Origin of the sequence: Roseburia lenta (assembly GCF_014287435.1) — a bacterium.
GTDB classification, from domain to species: domain Bacteria; phylum Bacillota; class Clostridia; order Lachnospirales; family Lachnospiraceae; genus Pararoseburia; species Pararoseburia lenta.
Map to the genome: position 1 here is coordinate 1 of NZ_JACOPG010000002.1, position 23,923 is coordinate 23,923.

23 protein-coding genes, 2 tRNA genes and 1 riboswitch are annotated in these 23,923 nt (G+C 47.3%); of the genes, 1 reads left to right on the forward strand and 24 read right to left on the reverse strand.

Going from position 1 to position 23,923, the window contains the following annotated elements:
• Positions 1–470: 470 nt before the first annotated feature.
• From H8R94_RS03925 to H8R94_RS03985, 13 genes are all read right to left on the reverse strand, one after another.
• Positions 471–560: transfer RNA gene (locus tag H8R94_RS03925), tRNA-Ser, on the reverse strand.
• Positions 561–622: 62 nt separating this feature from the next.
• Positions 623–708, reverse strand: a tRNA-Ser gene (locus H8R94_RS03930).
• A gap of 86 nt (positions 709–794) precedes the next feature.
• The gene (ispD, locus tag H8R94_RS03935) at positions 795–1,487 is read right to left on the reverse strand and encodes a 2-C-methyl-D-erythritol 4-phosphate cytidylyltransferase (RefSeq protein ID WP_118279964.1); all 693 of its coding nucleotides are present in this window, start codon (positions 1,485–1,487) and stop codon (positions 795–797) included.
• A 46-nt stretch (positions 1,488–1,533) separates the two neighbouring features.
• The gene (gene tsaD, locus H8R94_RS03940) at positions 1,534–2,568 is read right to left on the reverse strand and encodes a tRNA (adenosine(37)-N6)-threonylcarbamoyltransferase complex transferase subunit TsaD (RefSeq protein WP_118279966.1); all 1,035 of its coding nucleotides are present in this window, start codon (positions 2,566–2,568) and stop codon (positions 1,534–1,536) included.
• Positions 2,561–3,139: a DUF6715 family protein gene (locus tag H8R94_RS03945; protein ID WP_118279969.1), complete on the reverse strand. Its 579-nt coding sequence runs from the start codon at positions 3,137–3,139 to the stop codon at positions 2,561–2,563. Before H8R94_RS03945 ends, tsaD begins: the two co-directional genes overlap by 8 nt.
• A 3-nt stretch (positions 3,140–3,142) precedes the next feature.
• Positions 3,143–4,054: a ribonuclease Z gene (locus H8R94_RS03950; protein ID WP_118279971.1), complete on the reverse strand. Its 912-nt coding sequence runs from the start codon at positions 4,052–4,054 to the stop codon at positions 3,143–3,145.
• Positions 4,048–4,500 carry a ribosomal protein S18-alanine N-acetyltransferase gene (gene rimI, locus H8R94_RS03955; RefSeq protein ID WP_118279974.1) on the reverse strand — a complete coding sequence of 151 codons (453 nt, stop codon included), beginning with the start codon at positions 4,498–4,500 and terminating at the stop codon, positions 4,048–4,050. Before rimI ends, H8R94_RS03950 begins: the two co-directional genes overlap by 7 nt.
• Complete coding sequence (gene tsaB, locus H8R94_RS03960; protein WP_118279977.1) at positions 4,500–5,213, reverse strand: tRNA (adenosine(37)-N6)-threonylcarbamoyltransferase complex dimerization subunit type 1 TsaB; 714 nt, start codon at positions 5,211–5,213, stop codon at positions 4,500–4,502. The genes rimI and tsaB overlap by 1 nt, the downstream gene beginning before the upstream one ends.
• The gene (gene tsaE / locus H8R94_RS03965; protein WP_186853961.1) at positions 5,210–5,644 is read right to left on the reverse strand and encodes a tRNA (adenosine(37)-N6)-threonylcarbamoyltransferase complex ATPase subunit type 1 TsaE; all 435 of its coding nucleotides are present in this window, start codon (positions 5,642–5,644) and stop codon (positions 5,210–5,212) included. The genes tsaB and tsaE overlap by 4 nt, the downstream gene beginning before the upstream one ends.
• Positions 5,645–6,157 (reverse strand): YcxB family protein, encoded by a 513-nt coding sequence (locus tag H8R94_RS03970; RefSeq protein WP_186853962.1) that lies wholly within the window; start codon positions 6,155–6,157, stop codon positions 5,645–5,647. It abuts the gene before it with no gap.
• A gap of 139 nt (positions 6,158–6,296) precedes the next feature.
• Positions 6,297–6,938, reverse strand: coding sequence for an ECF transporter S component (locus tag H8R94_RS03975; RefSeq protein WP_118279985.1), 642 nt, complete (start codon positions 6,936–6,938; stop codon positions 6,297–6,299).
• A 122-nt stretch (positions 6,939–7,060) separates the two neighbouring features.
• Positions 7,061–7,208, reverse strand: a riboswitch (FMN riboswitch).
• Between the two features lie 45 nt (positions 7,209–7,253).
• Entirely contained in the window at positions 7,254–9,545 is a 2,292-nt protein-coding gene (locus H8R94_RS03980; RefSeq protein WP_186853963.1) for a Tex family protein, read from the reverse strand.
• 48 nt (positions 9,546–9,593) lie between these two features.
• Positions 9,594–10,100 (reverse strand): hypothetical protein, encoded by a 507-nt coding sequence (locus tag H8R94_RS03985; protein ID WP_243069472.1) that lies wholly within the window; start codon positions 10,098–10,100, stop codon positions 9,594–9,596.
• 110 nt (positions 10,101–10,210) lie between these two features.
• Between H8R94_RS03985 and H8R94_RS03990 the strand changes: the two genes are divergently transcribed.
• A complete protein-coding gene (locus tag H8R94_RS03990; protein WP_186853964.1) occupies positions 10,211–10,546 on the forward strand; it encodes a DUF2752 domain-containing protein in 336 nt (111 codons plus the stop codon).
• On the opposite strand, the gene H8R94_RS03995 is transcribed toward H8R94_RS03990, so the two are convergent.
• From H8R94_RS03995 to trxB, 11 genes are all read right to left on the reverse strand, one after another.
• On the reverse strand, positions 10,543–11,952 hold the full coding sequence (locus H8R94_RS03995) for an NAD(P)/FAD-dependent oxidoreductase (protein ID WP_186853965.1): 1,410 nt from the start codon (positions 11,950–11,952) through the stop codon (positions 10,543–10,545). The two genes, H8R94_RS03990 and H8R94_RS03995, sit on opposite strands and share 4 nt — an antisense overlap.
• Positions 11,953–12,091: 139 nt before the next feature.
• Entirely contained in the window at positions 12,092–13,600 is a 1,509-nt protein-coding gene (gene glpK, locus H8R94_RS04000) for a glycerol kinase GlpK (protein WP_118279995.1), read from the reverse strand.
• Between the two features lie 141 nt (positions 13,601–13,741).
• The gene (locus tag H8R94_RS04005) at positions 13,742–14,938 is read right to left on the reverse strand and encodes a homoserine dehydrogenase (RefSeq protein WP_118279996.1); all 1,197 of its coding nucleotides are present in this window, start codon (positions 14,936–14,938) and stop codon (positions 13,742–13,744) included.
• Between the two features lie 4 nt (positions 14,939–14,942).
• Positions 14,943–15,386, reverse strand: coding sequence for an ACT domain-containing protein (locus H8R94_RS04010; RefSeq protein ID WP_118279999.1), 444 nt, complete (start codon positions 15,384–15,386; stop codon positions 14,943–14,945).
• 85 nt (positions 15,387–15,471) lie between these two features.
• Positions 15,472–16,606 (reverse strand): peptide chain release factor 2 gene (prfB, locus tag H8R94_RS04015; protein WP_118280671.1). Its coding sequence is split into 2 segments (ribosomal slippage): positions 15,472–16,530 and positions 16,532–16,606, totalling 1,134 coding nucleotides; the frame shifts between segments, so codons are not numbered across the junction.
• Between the two features lie 21 nt (positions 16,607–16,627).
• Complete coding sequence (locus tag H8R94_RS04020; protein WP_186853966.1) at positions 16,628–17,860, reverse strand: S41 family peptidase; 1,233 nt, start codon at positions 17,858–17,860, stop codon at positions 16,628–16,630.
• 61 nt (positions 17,861–17,921) lie between these two features.
• The gene (gene ftsX, locus H8R94_RS04025; RefSeq protein ID WP_118280003.1) at positions 17,922–18,830 is read right to left on the reverse strand and encodes a permease-like cell division protein FtsX; all 909 of its coding nucleotides are present in this window, start codon (positions 18,828–18,830) and stop codon (positions 17,922–17,924) included.
• Positions 18,820–19,503, reverse strand: a complete 684-nt coding sequence (gene ftsE / locus H8R94_RS04030; RefSeq protein ID WP_118280006.1) for a cell division ATP-binding protein FtsE — start codon at positions 19,501–19,503, stop codon at positions 18,820–18,822. The genes ftsX and ftsE overlap by 11 nt, the downstream gene beginning before the upstream one ends.
• Before the next feature lie 29 nt (positions 19,504–19,532).
• On the reverse strand, positions 19,533–20,621 hold the full coding sequence (locus H8R94_RS04035) for a PucR family transcriptional regulator (protein ID WP_118280009.1): 1,089 nt from the start codon (positions 20,619–20,621) through the stop codon (positions 19,533–19,535).
• Between the two features lie 982 nt (positions 20,622–21,603).
• Positions 21,604–22,800 carry a C40 family peptidase gene (locus H8R94_RS04040; protein ID WP_178011024.1) on the reverse strand — a complete coding sequence of 399 codons (1,197 nt, stop codon included), beginning with the start codon at positions 22,798–22,800 and terminating at the stop codon, positions 21,604–21,606.
• 112 nt (positions 22,801–22,912) lie between these two features.
• Positions 22,913–23,827, reverse strand: a complete 915-nt coding sequence (gene trxB / locus H8R94_RS04045) for a thioredoxin-disulfide reductase (RefSeq protein WP_243238454.1) — start codon at positions 23,825–23,827, stop codon at positions 22,913–22,915.
• Positions 23,828–23,923 lie beyond the last annotated feature (96 nt).

Consider the following 23,923-nt stretch of genomic DNA (forward strand, 5'->3'; position numbering starts at 1 on the left):
ATGTTTAAAAGTTTTCCCAGTTTCATGAACGCGCTGGCTTCATTTCTTGAGCCATTCCGTTCCTTACTGTTTTAAGGTTGCTTTTTAAAAAGCTGTTCGTTTGCGATCATTTCTGATCGGCTTGAATTATTCTCTTAGAATCTTTCAAGGTTGTTTCACTGTTCAGTTATCAAGGTTGTGTTGCTAACAGCAACTCCAATATATTATCATGTATCAAGAAGTTTGTCAACAACTTTTTCATTTTTCTTTCGAGCCGCTTGCGACCCGAACAACTTCATTATCATATCACATGACCAGAAGTCTGTCAACAACTTTTTTCAAGATTTCAAATCTCTTTTTCGTTGTTGTTTGCTGCCGTTTTGCGTCAGCTAGATTATATTATCATTTCGACCTTTTCTTGTCAACAACTTTTTACATCTTTTTCCAAAAAGTGAAAAGCCGTTTTCTCATGGTCTTTTCCTATAATCTAACGGAGAAGGAGGGATTTGAACCCTCGCGCCGCTATTAACGACCTGCACCCTTTCCAGGGGTGTCCCTTCGGCCAGCTTGGGTACTTCTCCAAGTGTGTCGAATAAAGACTGACATAAAATATGCTCACCACCATGCGATGACAAGCATATAACGGAGAGGGTGGGATTCGAACCCACGCGCCCTTGCGGACAAACGGTTTTCAAGACCGCCTCGTTATGACCACTTCGATACCTCTCCAAGCCATATATGTTTATGTGTTTTTCAGCACGAATAAGATAATATCATTCTTGCATCTGCGTGTCAATTCTTTTTTTCAAATTTCTTCACTTTTTTCGGGACTGCAAAATACGCTCCCCCATGAGCAGATCTTCCGGGGTCGTCACCTTGATATTCTCGTAACTGCCCTCGATCAATTTCACACGCGCCTGCATGGTCTTTTCTACGACCATGGCATCATCGGTCACCCCGGTCTTATCGCATGCCTGCAATCTGGTATAGGCTTCATACACTAATGGATAGGAAAAACTCTGGGGTGTCTGCACACTCCAGACCAGATCACGCCTTGGGGTCGCCTCTACCCAGCCACTCTCATCCGCGATCTTGATCGTATCCTTGACAGGCATCCCGACAACACAGGCACCGTATCCCTTTGCACCTCTAATGGATCTTTCTATGATATCTTCCGTCACAAAGGCTCTGGCACAATCGTGGATCAAGACATAGTCGCAGTGGATGACTTTTAACCCCTCATAGACAGAGTCATAGCGTTCTGCTCCTCCGTCTACAATGGCACTTACCTTTGTAATATGATATTTTTCTACGATCTCTTTCCGGCAATATGCCCGGTCTCCCGGTGCCACTACCAGAACTATCTCATCCACCCGGCTCTTTTCAAATGCCTCCAGACAATATACCATGACCGGTTTGCCGCACAGGGCAAGATATTGTTTTGGAATATCTGCTCCCATACGCTTTCCGGAACCTGCCGCCAATACGACTGCTCCTATTCTTTCCATCCCATTCTCCTGCTCAAGATCTTCTGTCACTACCGCATGCCTTTGATCACGATTCCACGCGCTGTCCCAATGCCAGATTCGGCACAGCATTCAAAGACATAGAATCTCTGCGTCCCGACATATACTCATAATAGGCTGCCGCACCGATCATGGCTGCATTATCCGTACAAAGGATCGGTGACGGATGGTAAAATCTGACACCACGCCTCTCGCAGGCTTCCTGCATGGCTGCACGCAGAGTACCATTGGACGCAACGCCTCCGGCAATGGCAAACTTGTCCCCGCCGAATTCATCCAGCGCATGCATGGCATGTCCCACCAGAGCATCTATGACCGCCTGCTGGAAGGATGCAGCGATATCTGCCTCGTTGATTGTTTCGCCCTTCATCTTGGCGCCGTTGATATAATTTAAGACTGCGGACTTTAAGCCGCTGAAACTAAAGTCGTAAGCACTGTCATTGACCTTTGCCACCGGGAAAGGTATGGCATGCGGGTCTCCCTCTTTTGCCTTTTGCTCGATCTTAGGACCACCCGGATAGCCCAGACCAATGGCTCTTGCCACTTTATCAAAAGCCTCTCCTGCCGCATCGTCTCTGGTACGCCCTAAGATCTCATACTGCCCATAATCTTTGACGCGGACCAGATGGGTATGTCCTCCCGATACCACCAGGCAAAGGAATGGCGGTTCCAAAGTTTTATCTTCTATATAATTAGCGCAGATATGTCCCTCGATGTGATGCACACCTACCAACGGAATATCTTTTGCAAAACTGATCGCCTTTGCCTCAGAAAGTCCTACGAGCAGGGCTCCAACAAGACCCGGTCCATAGGTAACACCGATCGCATCAATCTCATCAAGTGATGTATGAGCTTCTTTCAGTGCTTCCTCAATCACCTGATTGATACGTTCAATATGTTTTCTGGATGCGATCTCCGGCACGACACCGCCATATAAGGTATGGATCGGTATCTGTGTGGAAATGACATTGCTCAAGACCTGTCTGCCGTTTACCACGACCGCCGCCGCCGTCTCATCACACGAACTCTCTATCGCTAATATGCATATTTCTTTATCACTCATCATTGTCTCCTTCTGTCAAACGAAAACTCAGGATCTTCCAGTGCCCCTCATCATCCCTGCGCAGCACAAACTCCTCGTAAGTCCTGCTATAGTCACTTGCCTCTCTGGAAAAATAATAGGCATCCACATAGGCGCAGTAATCTCCGTCTACCGTAGCATAGGTAATATCATTGCTGTCACTGACCGAGGACTGCACAATGATCTTATCCCTGGTCTTATAGTCCTCAATGTCTGCCTTGAGGCTCTTCAGATAGGTATCTCTCGGATTGTAGGACAGGAGTTCATCATCCATCAGGCTTCTCGCCTGATCTGCCATCTTCTCCAGTTCCTCGTCCGTATATTCCTCGCCGTAAAAAGCCGTGATGATCCGGTTGTACCACTTCACGACCTCGCGTGGTGTTTTAGGATACTTTTTATCAAAGTCCCTTTCGATGATCTTTTCCACTTCTGTCGTCTTGTCTTGTGCATCTTCTGCACTTTTTGCATTCTTGTGCGACAGATAATAATAGTAGCCGCACACCAGCCCCACACAGATCACGATCGATATTCCTATACGAAATGCCTTCTTCATCGCTTATTCCTCCAAAAAGTCCAACTCCAGCATCTTGCCGTCCTCTCCCAGATATGATTCCGCGAAAATCCGCTTCACATCCTTCATGTATCCTTTTGCGCCTACCAAAGACGGGCTGAAATGGGTCAGCCACATCTGCTTGACCTCTGCCTTCTTTGCCAGTTCTGCCGCTTCATAAAAAGTCATATGCTTGTACTGTTTTGCCTTAGCAAGTTTGTCCGGCTCCGCATACATGCCCTCACAGATAAATAGATCTGCCCCCTTGGCGTTGTCCGCAATGCGGTCGATCGGTCTGGTATCCGTGCAGTATGCCACCTTGATCCCTTTGCGAGGCGGTCCCATCACCATGTCCGGCGCGTATTCCTTATCCTCCCACAGGATGGTCTCGCCTTTTTGCAGGCGGTTCCAGGTCTGTACCGGGAGTCCCAGAGCACTTGCCGCTGCGGCATCAAATCTGCCACTGCGCGGGATCTCGATGCAATAGCCGTAGCAAGGCACATTATGCTGGACACGGTATGCCCGGATATGATAGCCATGCAAGACCAGATCCTGCTCTGCCTCGGTAAGTTCTATAAAATGAATGTCAAACGGTAGTTCCGGTGCGATCACACGCAAAGAATTGACTACGCGTTCCAGACCTTTTGGTCCGATCATAGTCACCGGTTCCGTGCGGTCTGAGTTGCCCATGGACAAAAGCAGTCCAGGCAAGCCACTGATATGGTCCGCGTGATAATGGGTAAAGCAGATGGTATCGATCGGATTTGGGCTGAGCCCCGCCTCCTTCATCGCAATCTGGGTTCCCTCGCCACAGTCGATCAATAGACTGCTGCCATTAAAACGAGCCATCATTGCCGTAAGCCAGCGGTGTGGCTGCGGCATCATCCCTGCTGTTCCCAGCAAGCAAATATCTAACATATATCCTCCTTATGAAAAGCCATGACGAAAGCATCCTCGTCCGGCTTGTGGTAAAAGCCCTTTCTTTGTCCTACAAGAGAAAATCCACATGCCTGGTATAACCTTTGTGCCGGCAGGTTGCTCTTTCGCACTTCCAGATAAACATGGGCTACGCCCCTTTTTTCCGCTTCCTCCATCATCCGGGATAAAAGCCTCTTTCCCAGACCTCTGCCGCGCGCTTCTTCTGAAACTGCGATCGTTGGGATCTCCCCTTCATCACTGTTGCAATATAAGATGCCATAGGCACACAGGTTTTCTTGATCTTCTGCCACTAAAAAGACATGTTCTGTCTCGGAAAGCGTCTCCAAAAATCCGGTCTTTGTCCATGGCTCGCTAAAGATCGCCGCTTCCATCGCTGCGATCCTGTCGATATCTTCCACCCTGCAGGGTCTGATCCGGATATCCATTATGCCTGACCGCTCTTTTGCGCTTCCATGCGTTCTCTTTCCGCCTGTGACAGACGCAGATATTCCGGTCTGTGCTCGGCTGCCGTCTGCACTTTTCCCGCAAGATAATAAGCCTCTGCCCTTGCACATAAAGATGCGGCACGCTGGCGGTTCATATGAGCCGGTGCGAAATGGTAAGGAACCTTGCATTTATCTGCGATTGCCTCTTGAAAGACCGGCACGCCATCGCCTAAGAAAGTCACGGACCCGCCCGTAGCATTGATCTTTTCTATGATCTCTGTGATGTCAACAGCACAAGGTTCTACGATGCACTCCATCTCTGTATCCGTAAAGTGATAAAGACCGGTATAGGTCTGCCCCCGCCTTGCATCCATGATCGGACACACATTATCTGCGCTTCCCCAGAGATTGTAAGCCATCGCCTCAATCGTTGAGACGGATATGATCGGCTTGTCCAGAGCAAGTCCCAATCCCTTTGCCGTCGCCGAACCGATACGGAGTCCGGTAAAAGAGCCCGGTCCTGCTGCAACCGCAATGGCATCGATCGTATCCAGATCCAATGCGATCATCTTTTTCAGTTCTTCCAACATTGGAAGCAATGTCTGTGAATGCGTCTTTTTAAAATTAGTAGAGTATTCGCCCACAACAATATCATCTTCCACGATCGCTACGCTGGCAACCATGCCCGATGCATCAATTCCTAATATCTTCATGCCTTACCCACTTCCTCAACTGTAATCATGCGATAGTCAAAACCTTTTTCCAGATCTTTTTCGATCATGATCTGCCAGAAATGGTCCGGCAGAATCTCCTCGATCAAATTTGCCCACTCAATCATAGTCAGGCCTTCGCCATAGACGTAATCGTCAAAACCAATCTCATCCATTTCTTCCACACAGCCGATACGATACACATCGAAATGGTAAAACGGCATGCGCCCGGTGTGATATTCCTGCACAATGGTAAAGGTCGGACTACAGATGGCTTCATCAATTCCCAGGCCCTTTGCGATTCCCTGCGTAAGAACTGTCTTTCCCACGCCAAGATCGCCGATCAGGGTGTAAACCTGTCCCGGTCTGGCATTTTTTCCTAATTCTTTCCCAAAGGCAAACGTTTCCTCTGGTGAAAATGTTTCTTTTATCATCTATTTGTCTCCCTTAATATGTAAGCGATAATCCTTGCAATGCTGACGCAACATGGCATAGATCTGTGGCAGTTCCTCCGTCGCCTGTGCCTTTGGTATGATGTACGCATTGACGCGGTTACTATATATAAGAAGATTGTGTTTGGTTGTCACGGCTTTATAGATCATATCCCATGGCAGAACTGCCTCCTCCGTCTCGTGATCTGTCGTGACGGCAATGCCATCTTCTCTCATTTCAAAATGCAGGACATCCTTCAAAGCATCTGACATATGAATCTGTCGCTTCGAGCGGATGCGCAGCGTCAAAGGCACATATAACAGAAAGATCAACGCGATCAAAAGATAAGGCAGGGCATGACGGATGTCGTGCAGATTTTCGGAAAGCGCGATCACCACGATTACAAAGATCCCCATGACAAGCGACAAGATGCCCTGCATGGATGTATATGCGTGATACATATTGAAACGATACATATCCTCACTGCTCAGTTTTACGTTAAATTTGATGGTCATGATATATCTTCCTCCATATAAGCCCACTTCTGATTGTTATATTATCATATTCCATACAAAATCAAAAGCCCCAATCCGTCTACCGACATGCAAGACGCCGGACGGATTGAGGCTTTTATCCTATTTCTTTATTTTGTTTTTAAACTCTTCCTTTTAAGATCGGTGAGATCTTTTTATATACCACCATTGTGATCAGGACGGAAAACAGACCTTTGACAAAGGTAAACGGCACATTAAAGAATAAGAGGCACTGCCACAATTCTTTTACGGATGGCACAATTGCCTGATAAGCACCGATGATCACATCCATTGGCATCATCTTGGTGTAGATCGGATAAACCACGAAATAGTTGGATGGGAAACTGAAGAGTGCCATGCAAAGTGCTCCGATCAGAGCGCCTGTGATGGCTGACTTCTTATTCTTTTTGTGCTTGTAGATCAGTCCTGCCGGAAGTACGAAGGCTACGCCAAGAACAAAGTTACTCAATTCTCCGACGCCACCTGTGGATGTCATAAACAGATGCAAGAGATTTTTAACTAAGCATACCCATACGCCACATGCCGGTCCCATGGCAAAAGCACCGATCAAGGCCGGTAATTCTGACAGATCCATGCGGATGAAATTTGGCATGACCGGAACAGAAAAATCAAGAAACATCAGGATAAATGCGATCGCCGATAACATTGCCGTCACCGTCAGATAGCGCACATTCATCTTAGATGCTGCTGCACTCTTTGTTCCATTGTTTACGTTTGCTCTTTTTGTTGTTACCTCACTCATTTTGTAACACTCCTTTTTCCTTTTTATTTAGGAAAATCGGTCTCTGGTAAGTCAGCCTTGTACGCAAAAAGCCCCGAACACTAATTCCAGCGTTCGGGGCAATACATTGCACGCAAAAATCAACTTATCTTCTCTCATCCAGACTATACTGTCGGTATCGGATTCACACCGATTCAACTGCAAATGCAGGTCACGGACTCGTTGCCGTAGCAACATCACCGTCGGTCGGGAATCTATGATCTCTCATATCACCCTGCCCCGAAGATTCCTATTTACAAGCATCAGTATATGCATATAGAGCCTATCTGTCAACCACTATTCGATAATAATATTGTCAAAAAAGTTATTGCCTTTTTTGACCGGCTTCCTGTGCTCCTGTTTTTTCTTGAAATTCTGCTTATTGGCAGGCTTTTTGCATCTTGCCGCAGGCTGGTCTTTCGCAGCCTCTTTTTTGTCCTGTCGATCGCCCAGTTTCATGGTCAACTGGATCCTTTGCTTTTTGAAATCCACGCTCAAGACCTGCACATCCACAATATCGCCGATCGATACAGCCTCCAGCGGATGCCTGATGAAGCGGTCGCAGATCTCAGAAATATGGACAAGTCCGTCCTGGTGCACGCCGATATCCACGAAAGCACCAAAATCAATGACATTGCGGACAGTGCCTTTCAAGACCATGCCCGGTTTTAAATCTTCCATGCTCAGGACATCACTGCGAAGAATTGGCTTTGGCATATCCTCTCTTGGATCACGCCCCGGCTTTTGGAGTTCTTTTACAATATCCTCCAAAGTCATGGCACCGATACCAAGTTCTTCTGCCAGTCGATCCAGATCGCCTACTTCCTTTCCGATCTGCCCGATACCGCCACTGGTGATCTCCGTCAGATCATGTCCTAATTCGGCAAGAAGCTTTTCCGTCACTTCATAGGACTCCGGGTGTACGCTGGTCGCGTCTAAAGGATTCTTGCCCCCGCGGATCCGCAGGAAGCCTGCACACTGTTCGTATGCCTTTGGTCCTAATTTTGGTACCTTTAATAATTGTTTTCTTGAAGTGAACTGTCCGTTCTCCTCACGATATGCCACGATATTCTTGGCAATGGTCTTATTGATGCCTGAAATGTGTTCCAGCAAGGATGCTGAAGCCGTGTTCAGGTCAACGCCCACATTGTTGACGCACGCCTCAACAACACCGGATAAGGCTTCGTCCAACTTTTTCTGGTTCATATCATGCTGATACTGTCCTACACCGATCGACTTTGGATCGATCTTTACCAGTTCAGCCAAGGGGTCCTGTACACGTCTGGCAATGGATGTCGCACTACGCTGCCCTACGTCAAACTGCGGAAATTCCTCTGTCGCCAATTTGCTGGCAGAATAGACGGATGCCCCCGCCTCATTGGTGATCACATACTGCACCGGAACCGGGATCTCCTTTAAGAGATCTACGATGATCATTTCTGATTCACGCGATGCCGTACCATTTCCTACGGAGATCAGGGTAACATGGTATTTGGAGATGAGTTTCTTTAAAACTGCCTTTGCCTCCTCCACCTTATTCTGCGGTGCTGTCGGGAAAATAACTGTCGTATCCAATACCTTTCCGGTCGCATCTACAACTGCAAGTTTACAGCCGGTACGAAATGCCGGATCCCATCCCAAGACCACCTGTCCTGCGATCGGTGGCTGCATGAGCAACTGCTGTAAGTTCTTGCCAAAGACACTGATCGCGCCGTCCTCTGCTTTTTCCGTCAGGGCAGACCGGATCTCACGCTCAATAGCCGGTGCGATCAAGCGGTCATACGCATCCGCGATCGTCTCCGTCAGCACCGGCGTCGTATAAGGGTTATCCTTGGTAATAACCTGTTTGGAAAGATAACGAATGATCTCCTCGGTCGGTGCCAAGATCTTGACCGTCAGGATCTTTTCCTTTTCTCCTCGGTTGAGTGCCAGAATACGGTGTCCCGGCAACTTTTCGATTGGTTCGTCAAACTCATAGTACATCTCGTAGACCGACTCCGCGGTCTCATCCTTGGCACTTGATGTGATATGTCCCTTTTTCTCTGTCAGCCCACGGATATGCATACGATAATCCGCCTGGTCTGCGATGGTCTCTGCCAGAATATCCTTGGCTCCCGCGATCGCATCCTGCGCCGTAACCACTTCCTTCTCTGCATTTACATAATCTCCTGCAATCTCCTCTAACGGCTGATCGATCTCCTGCAAAAAGATCAGATCTGCCAGCGGCTCTAAGCCCTTTTCCTTGGCGATCGTCGCACGGGTGCGGCGCTTTGGACGGTATGGGCGATACAGATCATCTACAACGACCTGTGTCTCTGCCGCCAGGATCTGCGCACGCAGTTCCTCCGTCAATTTGCCCTGCTCTTCGATGCTCGCCAAGACTGACGCTTTCTTGTCCTCCAGGTTGCGCAGATAATTCAGACGTTCATACAGGTTTCGCAGAATCTCATCACTGAGTGCACCCGTTGCTTCCTTTCGATATCTTGCGATAAAGGGAATGGTATTGCCCTCATCGATCAGTTTTACCGCCGCATCTACCTGTTTTGGCAGAACGCCAAGTTCACTTGCCAGTTTTCTATTGATGTCCATCTATGTTACTCCATTTCTTTTCTAATTTCTCGATCAAAACCGCCTGCATCAGGCACTCAAATCCACCTTGCCCCCGATCAGGCTGGCTGCATCCAGCGATTTTTGATTTTGTCCGTAAGGATTGCTCTCGTTGTAGCGGATCGTTGTGTTGGTCGTGCCACCCGAAACATAAGTCCTGCCACATTCCGGGCAGACCGATGTGTGGATGGATACGCTGGCATTTACCACCGTTCCGTTATTTTGGGCAGCCTTGGTATAGGCATTGCTGACATGTTCACCCTCGTGCGCCCGCACGGCACCGCCGGCTGCCTCCGGTGAAATGTGTGCCGCCGCCTTAAAGGAAACATTTTCATCCGACCCATCGATATACTTGCGCTCCTTGCAAGTCTGACATTCCGCCGGCGTGGATTTATAACCCGGCTTGACGCCGTCCGTATCCCCTGCCCCGGTCATAGTCGGATCCGTCACGCCTGCGGTGACATCATAAGTCCCCATGCCATAAGTTCCCGGCTGATATGAAGTTGTAAGGATAGAACCAAGACTTCCTATCTGCATACACCATTCCCCCTTTCTTTGATCGCGTCCTCTTTACAAATCGTCCGTCATTCCTTTATAGTAGATTTTGTACTTAAATATCACTATTTCAATTAGATGTGAGGCCTAATATGCAAGCACTTGCCAGACTACTACAAAACTATATGAGCCATGCACCCAAATGCCTTTTCCATCTAGTAACCGGCTACTATTGTCCCGGCTGCGGTGGCACCAGAGCCCTGTATTTATTTCTTACCGGACACTGGATCAAGTCTTTTCTCTTTCACCCGCTGGTGGTCTATGCCTTTTTTGTCTGCCTCTATCTATGTATCCGCAAGATCCTAGATCATAAGTACCACCCCAGCGCCCGTCTGCTATGGATCGCACTGGGCTTACTGGCAGTATATTTTGTCATCAAAAACCTTGCCCTTGTCTGTTTTCATGTAGACCTATTGCAGATCTTCTAGTTCTGGTTTCCCGCAATCTCTCTTGCTACATAAACACCACTTGCAGAAGCGTGTGACAGGGAGTGGGTAATACCGCTTCCATCACCGATCACATAAAGTCCCTTATAATTGGTCTGCAAATGTTCGTCCACTTCCACTTCCATATTGTAGAACTTGACTTCGACACCATAAAGCAGAGTATCGTCATTTGCGGTACCCGGTGCGATCTTATCCAGTGCGTAGATCATCTCTACAATGCCGTCCAAGATTCGCTTTGGCAGTACCAGGGAGAGATCTCCCGGCGTAGCATTGAGTGTCGGTGTGACAAAGGACTCCTCGATACGCTTCCTGGTAGAACGCTGTCCACGGATCAGGTCTCCGAAACGCTGTACCATCACGCCACCGCCAAGCATATTAGAAAGTCTGGCGATTGACTCGCCATAACCGTTGGAATCCTTAAAAGGCTCGGAAAAATGCTTAGAAACCAAAAGTGCGAAATTGGTATTCTCCGTCTGTTTCTCCGGGTCTTCGTAACTGTGTCCGTTTACCGTAATGATGCCATTGGTATTTTCATTTACGACCGCCCCCTTTGGATTCATACAGAAGGTACGCACCTTATCCTCGTATTTCTGGGTACGGTAAACAATCTTGCTCTCGTATAATTCATCCGTCAGATGTGAAAAGATCTCTGCCGGCAATTCCACACGCACCCCGATATCCACACGGTTGGAATTGGTTGGAATAGAAAGATCCTTGCAGACTTCTTCCATCCATTTGCTTCCGCTGCGTCCGACAGAAATAATACAATCTTTGCAGGTGTAACTTGCATCCTTGCATTGGATACGGTAGCCTTCCTCACCATCTGCTAAGACTTCGACTGACTCCACCAGCGTGTCAAAATGAAACTCTACCTTGTCCTTTAAATATTCGTAGAGATTTTCCAATACCACATAGTTGATGTCCGTACCCAAATGGCGAACAGATGCATCCAGCAAATGCAGGTCATTTTGCATACACTGCTTTTTAAAACGACTGCCTGCGGTAGAGTATAATTTGGTCCCCTCGCCGCCATATGCCAGATTGATCGTATCGACATAGCGCATCAGATCAATAGCTTCTTTTTTACCGATATATTCATATAAAGTACCGCCAAAATCATTGGTGATATTGTATTTTCCATCTGAAAAAGCACCGGCTCCGCCAAAACCGCTCATGATCGAACAGGTCTTACATCCGATACAGGACTTGATCTTATTTCCGTCGATCGGGCATTTTCTGCCTCCCAGAGCGTGTCCTGCCTCAAAAACGCCCACACGCAAATTCGGATCCTGCTGGATCAGTTCATAGGCAGAAAAAATACCTCCCGGGCCTGCGCCAATAATCAGTACATCGTAATTCATACATTCTCCTATCCGTCGTCTTTTCATAAAAACGACCGCTTTTTTACTTCATTATCATATCATAGTTTCCTCTGTCCTGCCAGTAAAATAAAGCCGTAAGCGGGCGTAGAAAAGGAGATGCCAGCCTTGACATCTCCTTATAGTGTCCTTTTTTATCAGAATACCTTTACTCGTCGTCCTCGTCCTGACGTGCCCAGCCAAAAGCATACTTGACTGCCTTATTCCAGCCTTTACGCTTTGCTGCGCGCTCCTCCGGGTCGATGGATGGAATGAATACACGGTCATACTGCACATTCTTCATGACTTCTTCCTTGCTCTCCCAGTAACCAACCGCAAGACCTGCCAGGTATGCTGCACCAAGAGCCGTAGACTCTACGCAGGACGGTCTGTTGACCGGCTTATCCAGCATATCTGCCTGGAACTGCATCAGAAAATCATTGGCACTGGCACCACCATCTACATTCAGGGTACGAAGATCGGTCTCGGCATCTGCCTTCATAGCATCAATAACATCGCATACCTGATAAGCGATAGATTCCAGCGTCGCACGGATGATATGGTTCTTGTTGGTGCCTCTGGTAATACCTACGATCGTACCTCTCGCATACTGATCCCAATGCGGTGCGCCCAGTCCGGTAAATGCCGGAACGACATAAGTACCATGGGTGCCCTTGGCTTTCTTTGCCATATATTCGGAATCCTCAGCGGAATCGATCAGTTTCATGCCGTCACGCAGCCACTGGATCGCAGCACCAGCGACGAAGATAGATCCCTCCAGCGCGTAATTGACCTTGCCGTCCAATCCCCATGCGATCGTTGTAACCAGACCGTTCTTGGAGAATACCGGCTTTTCTCCCGTGTTCATCAAAAGGAAACAACCGGTACCATATGTATTCTTGGCTTCGCCCTCGGTAAAACAGGTCTGTCCGAAAAGGGCTGCCTGCTGATCTCCGGCTGCTCCCGCGATCGGGATCTCTGCACCGAAGAAACTCGGATCTGCCATACCGTAAACACAACTTGACGGCTTGGCTTCCGGTAACATGGAACGCGGAATATCGAGTTCTTTTAAAATCTCATCATCCCATTCCAGAGTATTGATATTGAAAAGCATGGTTCTGGAAGCGTTGGAATAATCTGTAACATGTACTGCGCCCTTGGTTAGTTTCCAGATCAACCATGTCTCTACCGTACCGAATAAAAGGTCTCCAGCTTCCGCTTTTTCTCTTGCTCCCTCTACATTTTCCAAAATCCAACGAATCTTGGTAGCGGAGAAATAGGCATCGATCATCAGACCTGTCTTGGAACGGATCATGTCCTCCAAGCCTCTTGCCTTTAATTCATCTGCGTACTCAGAAGTACGGCGACACTGCCAAACGATCGCGTGATATACAGGTTCCCCAGTATGTTTATCCCACACAATGACAGTCTCTCTCTGGTTCGTAATACCAATACCGGCAATATCGTCTGCGGTCGCGCCGATCTTTGACATCGCCTCTACGGCTACACCAAGCTGTGTAGACCAAATCTCATTGGCATCGTGTTCCACCCATCCCGGATTCGGGAAGATCTGACGAAACTCCTTCTGTGCCATACTACAAATGTTCCCCTCATGATCAAACAGGATACAGCGATTGCTTGTCGTCCCTGCATCCAATGCCATAATATATTTTGGCATAGTAAAAACCCCCTTATATTGAAATCAAATCTTTAATGATCCTGACCCTATTATAAAAAATCCCCCATGATTTTTCAATAAAGTTTCCGCGATTTTCTATTCTTCCACGGATGGTCGTAATGTGTCTATTTATGATGCATTTTAGACCAGACGGATCATTTGACGCACTTCGCCAAGTGCCGCTGCCTTTGTCGCATAGTCAGACTCTTTCATGGCCTCTGTGACAAATCCGATCTCATCATCCAGACCGCTCTCAACGAACTCTACCTGACCAAAGATATTCTCAATCTCAGCCTCTGATGCAGCGGAACGTACAAAGAAACGATTGACCTGCTCGTTTGGATCCGCAAGGACAAGTTTCTCCTTTTCCCACTCCAGATAGATGTTCTTGTCGATATGCTTGGCAATGGCGACCATATCACCCACGACTGCACTGGCGGTCGGGAGTTTGCCCGCACCGCTTCCGTAGAACATACCGTCGCCCAGCATATTGCCATGAACAAAAATAGCGTTGAATACATCATGCACATTGTAAAGCGGATGCTCCGGTGATAAAAGGAAAGGTGCTACTCTTGCCACATAGGAGTCTCCCACCTTTTTGCTGGTAGCCAGTAACTTGATGGCTCTTCCCATTTTATTTGCATACTTGATATCGGTTGCCGTGATATGTGAAATTCCCTCAGTCGGGATATCTTCATAATCCACCTGTCTGCCGCAGACAAGAGATGTCAGGATGGCGATCTTACGGCAGGCATCGTGTCCTTCGATATCTGCTGTCGGATCCTTTTCTGCATAGCCCTTTGCCTGTGCATCCTTTAATACATCATCAAATTCCAGACCTTCTTTGGTCATCTTTGACATCATATAGTTGGTCGTACCATTGACGATACCCGTGATCTCCTCGATCACATCACCTGTCAGGCAGGAGGTCAACGGACGGATGATCGGAATACCGCCGCCAACGGATGCCTCAAATAAGAAATTGACCTTGTGATTTCTGGCGATCTCGATCAATTCTGCACCCTTGTCTGCCACAAGTGCCTTGTTGGAGGTCGTAACATGCTTTCCTGCCTCAAGCATTGCCTTAACAAAGGTATATGCCGGCTCCACGCCACCCATGGTCTCCACAACAATGGCAACTTCCGGATCTTCTACGATCGTCTTGTAGTCATGGACGATCTTGTCCGCGATCGGGTCTCCCTCAAAATCACGCAGATCCAAAACATATTTTAATTCTAATGGCTCGCCACAACGCTTTGCCACAACATCTCTGTTTACCTCTAAAATCTCTGCTACACCGGAACCGATAGTTCCGTATCCCATAATTGCTACTTTCATCTGATCACTCCCTAGCTAATATTTTTACGTATTGTATTCCCTGTGTTTTTTCCATGACTTCCACCATCTCCGAGACATCGCCTGTCTCCGGCAGCACATCGACCGATAAGGTCAGTGACGCGATCCCATTGACCGGAATACTCTGGTGGATCGTCAGTATGTTGGCATGATACCGGGCGACTGTCTGTAAGATCTCTGACAGAATGCCGGGCTCGTCCTCCAACTGGATCACCATAGTGATCGTCTTTCCTTTGACGTTGTCATGAAAGGGGAAAATATCCTCTTTGTACTTATAGAAAGAACTCCGGCTGATCCCCACGCGATCTGTCGCCTCCTGCACGGAGATACAACGACCGGATTCGATCAGGCGCTTTGCCTCCACTACCTTACGGAGCACTTCCGGCACTGCCTTTTCCTTTAACACAAAATAGGTAGTCTTCTCTGACATATTCCCTCCCGAGTGTCTTTGACACAAACACAAATGTTCTCACTCGAAAGATAATACCACAAGAAGACTACCTAAATCAAGCCCTTTATGATTCCTGCGTATGACGATCCGGTCGTCCCAGAGAACACCATTTCAGATAGGCATTCATAAACGGGGTGATGGCACCGTCTAAAACGGCATCCACATTTCCGGTCTCCTCGCCGGTCCGCAGATCTTTTACCATGGTGTAAGGCTGTAAGACATAAGAACGGATCTGGTTGCCCCAGCCGATCTCGGTCACCTCTCCACGGATGCCCTGCGCTTCGCGCTCCTGCTCCTCTTTTTGCAAAAGATACAACTTTGCCTTTAACATCTGCATAGCCTTATCTTTGTTCATATGCTGGGAACGCTCATTCTGGCATTGTACCACGATCCCAGTCGGGAAGTGCGTGATACGGATGGCAGATGATGTCTTGTTGATGTGCTGGCCACCAGCACCGCTGGACCTATAGGTATCGATACGGATATCGTCATCATTGATCTCCACCTCGACATTATCATCCAACTCCGGCATGACGTCGCAGGATGCAAAGGAAGTCTGCCTTTTGCCTGCTGCATTAAAAGGCGAGATACGTACCAGACGGTGGACACCCTTTTCAGATTTCAGATAACCATAGGCATTTGCCCCATTGACTTGGAAGGTCACGGACTTGATGCCCGCTTCCTCACCGTCCAGATAATCCAGTACCTCTACCTCATAGCCACGACTCGCTGCCCATCTGGTATACATACGGTACAGCATGGATACCCAATCGCAACTCTCCGTACCACCGGCTCCGGCATGGAGCGATACGATGGCATTTCTGTCATCATACTCATCTGAGAGCAAAGTCTTCATGCGCAGTTCTTCCAGTTCCCCATCAAACTCCTGTAAAAGAGATTCGATCTCCGGCAAAAGATCCGGGTCATTCTCCTCATATCCCAATGTGATATAGGTGTCGATCTCCTCATATAGTTCCTGTAAATGGGAAAAGATACTGACATCATCTTTTAAACTTTTCAGTTCCTTCATTTTGGCAGTAGACTGTGCTGCATCATTCCAAAAGTCCGCTGCCTCCATTTCTCTTTCTAATTCTTCGATACGCTTTGACTTGTTAGCCAGGTCAAAGTGAATCCCTCACTTCCTGTAGTGGAGATTCGTATGCTTGCAACTGCTGTTTATAAGCGTCAAGTTCTACCACAGTATTCACCTCTTTCATTTTTTATTTGTCCAGTTCCTCGTGGAGGACTTCAAGCCCCTTCTGGATCTGGTTGTCGAGCGACTCATCATAAGTCTCGTCATCACCGCCTAAGAACTGGTATTCCAGTTTGATATCCGGTGTGATGCCTGTCTTGTGAATACACTCACCACTCGGCGTATAGTAGGTCGCCATCGTGACCTTGATCGCACTTCCGTCGGAAAGCGGCACCGTCGTCTGCACGATCCCCTTTCCAAAAGTCTTGGTACCGATTAGGGTACCATAGTCAAAATCGCGGATGGCTCCGGCAAAGATCTCTGCCGCGCTGGCTGTATTGCCGGATGTCAGTACGACCATCGGCATATTGATCTGCTTTTCATCATCCGATGTATAAGTCGTGCGCTCGCCGTTTTTGTCTTCCATATAAACGGTCGTACCCGCCGGTAAGATGTCATCCAGGATCCCGGTCACGGAATCTACCAGCCCGCCACCATTAAAGCGCAGATCGTAGATCACGGCTTTCATGCCCTGGGACTCCAAGTCTGCCATTGCTGCTTCAAACTGATCTTTGGTATTATCGGAAAACTCTGACAGATAAACATAACCGACAGCGTCATCCAGCATCTTGTATTTGACACTCGGTACCTCCACCTGTGCACGCGTTACTTCCACGACATCTGTCTTGCCGTCACGCTCATATTGCACCGTGATCTTGGTGCCTTCTTCGCCACGCACATAATGCACGAATTGATCCAGGTCTTCTGATTGTCCCTTGTGTCCGTCCACAGATACGATGATATCATCCGCCTGAAGCCCTGCCTTTGCCGCCGGGGAATCATCATATACATTGACGATACGCACCTGCCCGGTCGTCGTATCCTTTGTAAGCACAGCGCCGATACCGGCATAATTGCCTGTCGTATCGATCATCATATCCTCATATTCCTGCGCCGTATAATAAACCGAATACGGATCATCCAATCCTTCCATATAGCCCTTGTAAATGCCTTCTGCCAGTGCCTCTTCATCCACATCTTCATAATAGTAATGATGTACCAGTGTGGAAATGTATTGCAACTTGGAAAGGTTTAAATCTGCCAGCGTGCCAAGACTGCCCCGCAGGGCAAATACCAGCCCGCCAAGAATCAGCGCCATGACAAGCAGGCTGCACAAAACGCCGGTCAGGACACCACGACGAAATGTCTTTGGCTTTTTTGCCTTTTTTGTCACTTCCGGTTGCTCTTTTATTTCTTCCATCTTCCTATCCTTCTTATATGACTTTTTTCCAATATATTGTAAGATCACATATTCTATGCGGTTAGACCTGCAAATGTTTGTGCAGGGTCATTCGGCTGCCAATGTAACCGATACCAATACCCAGTACCAGCGATACCGGAACCAAGATGGTAAATACGGTTCCTACCGGCACGAAAGAAACCAGATCGCCAATAAACTGGAAGCGCTCCGATACATAACTTACAATGCCCTGATAGAGGAAGAATAAAAGCACCAGCGGAATGATTGAACCGATCAGACCGATAAATACACCCTCTACGACAAACGGCGCACGGACAAACTTGTCCTTGGCACCGATCAGTTTCATGATGGCGATCTCCTCTTTACGCACGGAAATACCAACAGTAACCGTGTTATTGATCAAAAAGACGGCAACTGCCACCAGAATGATGATCACGCCAACAAAAATATAACCGATCAGACTGTTAAAATCTGATAAGGTCTGTGCTGCAACCTCGGAATAACTTACCTTTCTGACACCATCCAAACCTTGCAGATAGTCTACTAAGGTCTGCTGCATGGATACATCATTCAGATAGATCTCATAGTGTTCGGAATTAGCAAGCGGATTATCCTCGGCAAAGCCCTCTGCGGCTGCCTCATTGCCCTCAAAATACTTGTCTTTATAAGATGCCCAAGCCTCATCTGCGGTCACAAAATCATATTTTGCAACCTCAGCACGCTTGCCGATCTCCTCGCCTACCTTGTCGATCTGTTCCTGGCTGACTCCCTGATCAAAGTAAACAATGATCGTCACGCCTTCCTCGGCAGAATGTACCATTGAGGTAAAATTCACACCTATGGAATAAAAGACACCAAACAAAAAAATGCAGGCAGACATGGTCGCAATGGATGCCAGGGAGAATAACTTGTTACGCCAGATATTTTTCAGTCCCTGTCCTACGTTATACCAAAATGTACTAAACTTCATGTGTATCACCCCATTTCCCGTCACTGACAACGACGCCTTTTTTGATCGTGATGACACGCTTATTCATCTTTTTGACAATTTCGCTATTATGTGTTACCACCACAACGGTCGTTCCACGCTCATTGATCTCCTCCAATAAATGCATGATCTCCCACGCATTGGTATTGTCCAGGTTTCCTGTCGGCTCATCTGCCAGAAGGATCTTTGGCTCATTAACCAGTGCTCTTGCAATGGCAACGCGCTGCTGCTCACCACCGGACAACTGGCGTGGCAGCGACTTGTACTTTGCAGCCAGTCCGACCAAAGACAGCATGAGCGGCACCTTGCGCTTGATCTCACGTGTTGAGGACTCAACGACTTTCATGGCAAATGCCACATTTTCATAGACGTTGCGATCCTGTAAAAGACGGAAATTCTGGAATACAACACCGATATTTCTGCGGAAATATGGCGTCTTTTTGTGGGTGACCGAAGACAACTTCTGCTCATTGATGTAAATCTCGCCCTCTGTCGGTTCCAGTTCCTTGAGCAAAAGTTTGATCAGGGTCGATTTACCCGAACCGCTCTTACCCATGATAAAAACGAACTCCCCCTGCTCAATGTCAATATTGACATCATTGAGCGCCGGCACACCCTGCTGGTATGTCTTACTAACGTGTTCTAGTCGAATCATTGTTTCTTCTATCTCCTAAATGCTGTAAATTAAAAATCCTGGTTTTCCATATACTTCATATACTTCACGACCATGAGTGCGATCTTGAAGGTGATCGCATCTTCAAAGACGCGCAGATCCAGTCCAGTGCTCTTTTGCAACTTATCCAGACGATAGACCAGTGTATTTCTATGTATATAGAGTTGTCTGGATGTCTCAGAAACATTCAAACTGTTTTCAAAGAATTTGTTGATGGTGGAAAGTGTCTCCTCATCAAAATCGTCCAGATCCTTGCCGTCAAAGATCTCCTTGATAAACATTTTGCAAAGCGGAATCGGCAGCTGATAGATCAGGCGTCCGATGCCCAGTGCTGAATATGCGATGATGCGCTTGTCGGCAAAGAAGATCTTGCCTACATCCAGAGCCATGCCTGCTTCTTTATAGGAGCGAGATACCTCCTTGATCTCTCCGACAATCGTACCGTAAGAAACGCGGATCGCATCATCACGGTCCTTTAAGGCATCAATGATCACTGCCGCGGTCTTTCGGATATCGTCATAGGTCTCCTGCTCTGTGAGTTCTTTGACAACGATGATATTGTGCTCATCTACGGCGGTCACAAAGTCCTTTGTCTTTCCGCTAAAGAGGCTGCGCACCCGGTCAATGGAATCTCCATCCTTGTGCTCACCTGTCTCTACGATCATAACAACACGTCTGGCATTGATATCTACATGTAACTTCTTGGAACGGTTGTAAATGTCAACCAGCAATAAGTTATCCAGCAAAAGGTTCTTGATGAAGTTATCCTTGTCAAAGCGTTCCCTGTATGCCACCATCAATTCCTGAATCTGGAATGTGGCGATCTTGCCTACCAATAAGGCTTCTTCCTCATCCGTACCTTTTGCAAGAACAATGAACTCTAACTGCTGCTCGTCATACACCTTAAAGAACTGGCAGCCGGACACTACCTGACTCTCTGCTTCAGAGATTGCAAATGTAACTGCTGATTCGCGATACTGGCCCGGATTCGTAAGTGTAGATGCCAAGACACCACCCTCGCTATCCACAACAGCGAAATCAACCTTGGTGATCTGGTGCAGACCGTCGATGGTATTCTGTAGCGTCTGATTCGAAATCATATCCTTTCCTCCCTTATCTATGCAATTTCCACAATTTGACCCTGTGGTTTTTTGAAGTTTTTCACATACTTATTTGCTATTTTAATATAATCTGCTAAAAAAAGAAAGAGGCAAGCGCCACTTTTTTATGCAAAATCCCTTTTGCTACAAATATTCTGTCAATATCTCCACATTTTGACATTTTTTTACATTTTAAAAGTCAATGCTTTTTTCCTTTTTCGACAAATTTTATCAGAAACTTACAAAACGCTTGTTCTTTTTGCCATCTACAGATTCCGCGTTTTTATCCCCAAAATTGTGGATAAAGTTAATAATTCCGTGTATAAGTCCATTTTTCCCACTTTTTCGTTGCAAAAATTGTGGATAAGTTTTTGCGGTCTTGCACCCGGATTTTTTTGTTTCTTACCAAAATTTGGATTTTTGTGCAGTTCTTCCAAAAAACACTTTTTACCTTGACAAAATTATTGTCTGAATACTTTTTGGGGGAGGAGATAGGACTTACCGTGGATGGGGCGCTGGAGTGTGTGATAGGGGCGGGGAGGCGGACTACGAGAGAATACTGTCACAGAACAGGCAATTTCTATATGAGGGCATTTGCTTTCTAGCATTAGAACTGTCTTTGCAAAGTTAGACAGCCGTCAGGGATGATGTTCGCCTGATGACCGATATGAGTGTAAAACGCATTAGAGTCTCTTGTGCGCGGCGCTCCTGAATATCTGTCTCAGGCGGACACATCCTGCCGACTGTCGAAGCTGTGCAAGAGACAGTTCATCCCCAGCAAATTGCCCTCATAAGAAATTGTCCCAACCTGTTCCAATGTATTCTCTCGTAGTCCGCCTCCCCGCCCCTATCACACACTCCAGCGCCCCATCCACGGTAAGTCCTATCCCCCTCCATATATACTGAACATTTTGCTCGGCATACACGACAATAAAAAGCCCCAGGCATTTGCCTGAGGCTTAAATCCAACTTAATATGCAAATTAGTAAATTCTACGAACTGCAAGGATCGGGCTGTAGTTTACATTGGTGTATGTGATACCGGAACTGCTATTCAAAGCATTTACGATCGTACCATTACCTGTGTAAATTCCAACATGTCCACTGTAACATACGATATCACCAGCCTGCATAGAATTCACATCTACGCCATAACCAACGCTACGCATAGCACTGGAAGAATGAGGAAGTCCTACACCAAAAGCAGAATATACACTCATAACAAAACCAGAGCAGTCTGTTCCGTTTGTCAGACTAGATCCACCATAAACATACGGATTGCCAACGAACTGGGATGCATAACCTACAACTGCTGATCCGCCGGAACCACTTGGGGATGCATAGGAAGATGATCCACCTGTGTAGTAAGATCCACCGGATGATTTTCTTGAAGATGCAGCGGCTGCGGCTGCGGCTGCCTTACGCTCTGCCTCTTCCTTAGCAAGTCTTGCTTCTTCTTCTTCCTTGGACTCTGCTGTTACATAGTCAGTTGACAAAGTTACAAACTCTAAGGATACATAGCCTTCATAATCTAATAAGGATACCTTTACCCAACCTGTATCAGCCATAGACTCATCTGTTACAACCAAGTCGTCTCCTTCCGGAACCATACCCTCAACAGAAGACTCCGTTGTCGGCTGTTCTCTGACATATAAAGTCTGTGTGGTAACCGTTGCAAGTCTGGTAGAAACGGATTTTGCCAGTTCCTCATCACCGACAACAACGAACTCACACTTAACATATCCGGTACAGTTGCCGGATGTGATCTGATACCAGTCTCCCTCAGTAGCAAGTACGGTAGCGGCTGACTTGTTGTATAACTTGCCGACAACATCGCCATCCTCGCTTGGGGTGCTACGGATATTAACGTAATTGTCTACCTGTGCAATGGCTACATTGGCATATTCAGACTGCTGTGTCTGCTCAACTGTAGTTGTGTCATTACTTGCCACATCACTGGTGTTATTGGCTGCTGCTGAAGCATCGGATAAAATGTTCGCCAAAGTCAATGATACACCTGACAAGGTAGAATATGAATTAGATGCGACCGTTGCGCTGTCTGTAGATGCCATACCTACAACACCGGCAACCGGAGAAGCAAGAGATGTCATAGACACACTGCCTAAAAGCACACCTGCTGCCACCGCATATGAAATCTTGATCTTTCCATCTTTTCTCATGTTATCGTAAACCTCCATGTGAAACATTTGTTACGAAATTGTTACATCACTTTTGCCATTATAGCAAAGGGTTCGCAACCTGTCAAGTCCACGCCCTTACTAAATTGCGACATTAGTGTGTCTCGCACAAATAATGTTCCACGGATGTGATCGCATTGGCACCGTCTGCCGCCGCCGTGATCACCTGACGCAGTTGTTTTGTCCTGCAATCCCCTGCAACAAAAATACCCGGTATATCCGTCACGCCATCTTCGGCTGCAAGGATATAACCTGCCTCATCACGCTTTGGCAGCCCCTGTATGGTATCTGTATTCGGCTTGATGCCAACAGCAATGAAAATGCCCTGCACCGGCAGATCTGTCGCCTCCTTTGTCTTGGTATTGGAAATATGCAGTTTTTCCACCATATCCTGACCAAGGATCTGATCCACAACCGAATCCATCAGGCAGACAATATTTTCCTTCGCCTGCACCTGCTGCTGCAAGACTTTTGCCCCACGAAAAGCATCGCGTCTGTGGATTAAGTATACCTTGCGACAGCCCCTTGCCAGGAAAAGTGCATCCTCGAGTGCCACATCGCCGCCACCGACCACAGCTACATCCCGGTTCTTAAAGAAAGCCCCATCGCAGGTTGCACAGTAAGATACGCCCATACCGCAAAGATCTTCTTCTCCGGGAACTCCCAACTGTCTATGGGATGCTCCCATGGCAAGCACGACCGTCCTTGTCTCAAAGTCTCCTTGATTGGTATGGACAACTTTATGATCCTGCTTGTCTTCAATGTCAGTCACCGTCGCAGTCTTGACCTCTGCTTCTTCCGCATCGACATGTCCACGCATCTTTTGTCCCAATTCCATGCCACTGATCCCTGGTAGTCCCGGGTAATTATCAACCTCATAGGTATTGATGATCTGTCCTCCGCTCAGAGGTGTCTTTTCCAGAACCAAAGTCTCGAGTGCCGCACGTTTTGCATAAATAGCCGCTGCCAGTCCCGCCGGACCACTTCCTATTATAATTACGTCATACATTTTTCTTCTCCTTTTATCTCCTCTTGTCATTTTCTTCCTGATGTGTCATACTACAATTAAGTATGATAGAATATTCCATAGATATACATGGTCTAT

Coding starts and splice junctions, on each gene's coding strand:
- ispD (WP_118279964.1), bottom strand. CDS start 1,487: ATGGAAAGAATAGGAGCAGTCGTATTGGCGGCAGGTTCCGGAAAGCGT.
- tsaD (WP_118279966.1), bottom strand. CDS start 2,568: ATGAGTGATAAAGAAATATGCATATTAGCGATAGAGAGTTCGTGTGAT.
- H8R94_RS03945 (WP_118279969.1), bottom strand. CDS start 3,139: ATGAAGAAGGCATTTCGTATAGGAATATCGATCGTGATCTGTGTGGGG.
- H8R94_RS03950 (WP_118279971.1), bottom strand. CDS start 4,054: ATGTTAGATATTTGCTTGCTGGGAACAGCAGGGATGATGCCGCAGCCA.
- rimI (WP_118279974.1), bottom strand. CDS start 4,500: ATGGATATCCGGATCAGACCCTGCAGGGTGGAAGATATCGACAGGATC.
- tsaB (WP_118279977.1), bottom strand. CDS start 5,213: ATGAAGATATTAGGAATTGATGCATCGGGCATGGTTGCCAGCGTAGCG.
- tsaE (WP_186853961.1), bottom strand. CDS start 5,644: ATGATAAAAGAAACATTTTCACCAGAGGAAACGTTTGCCTTTGGGAAA.
- H8R94_RS03970 (WP_186853962.1), bottom strand. CDS start 6,157: ATGACCATCAAATTTAACGTAAAACTGAGCAGTGAGGATATGTATCGT.
- H8R94_RS03975 (WP_118279985.1), bottom strand. CDS start 6,938: ATGAGTGAGGTAACAACAAAAAGAGCAAACGTAAACAATGGAACAAAG.
- H8R94_RS03980 (WP_186853963.1), bottom strand. CDS start 9,545: ATGGACATCAATAGAAAACTGGCAAGTGAACTTGGCGTTCTGCCAAAA.
- H8R94_RS03985 (WP_243069472.1), bottom strand. CDS start 10,100: ATGCAGATAGGAAGTCTTGGTTCTATCCTTACAACTTCATATCAGCCG.
- H8R94_RS03990 (WP_186853964.1), top strand. CDS start 10,211: ATGCAAGCACTTGCCAGACTACTACAAAACTATATGAGCCATGCACCC.
- H8R94_RS03995 (WP_186853965.1), bottom strand. CDS start 11,952: ATGAAAAGACGACGGATAGGAGAATGTATGAATTACGATGTACTGATT.
- glpK (WP_118279995.1), bottom strand. CDS start 13,600: ATGCCAAAATATATTATGGCATTGGATGCAGGGACGACAAGCAATCGC.
- H8R94_RS04005 (WP_118279996.1), bottom strand. CDS start 14,938: ATGAAAGTAGCAATTATGGGATACGGAACTATCGGTTCCGGTGTAGCA.
- H8R94_RS04010 (WP_118279999.1), bottom strand. CDS start 15,386: ATGTCAGAGAAGACTACCTATTTTGTGTTAAAGGAAAAGGCAGTGCCG.
- H8R94_RS04020 (WP_186853966.1), bottom strand. CDS start 17,860: ATGGAAGAAATAAAAGAGCAACCGGAAGTGACAAAAAAGGCAAAAAAG.
- ftsX (WP_118280003.1), bottom strand. CDS start 18,830: ATGAAGTTTAGTACATTTTGGTATAACGTAGGACAGGGACTGAAAAAT.
- ftsE (WP_118280006.1), bottom strand. CDS start 19,503: ATGATTCGACTAGAACACGTTAGTAAGACATACCAGCAGGGTGTGCCG.
- H8R94_RS04035 (WP_118280009.1), bottom strand. CDS start 20,621: ATGATTTCGAATCAGACGCTACAGAATACCATCGACGGTCTGCACCAG.
- H8R94_RS04040 (WP_178011024.1), bottom strand. CDS start 22,800: ATGAGAAAAGATGGAAAGATCAAGATTTCATATGCGGTGGCAGCAGGT.
- trxB (WP_243238454.1), bottom strand. CDS start 23,827: ATGTATGACGTAATTATAATAGGAAGTGGTCCGGCGGGACTGGCAGCG.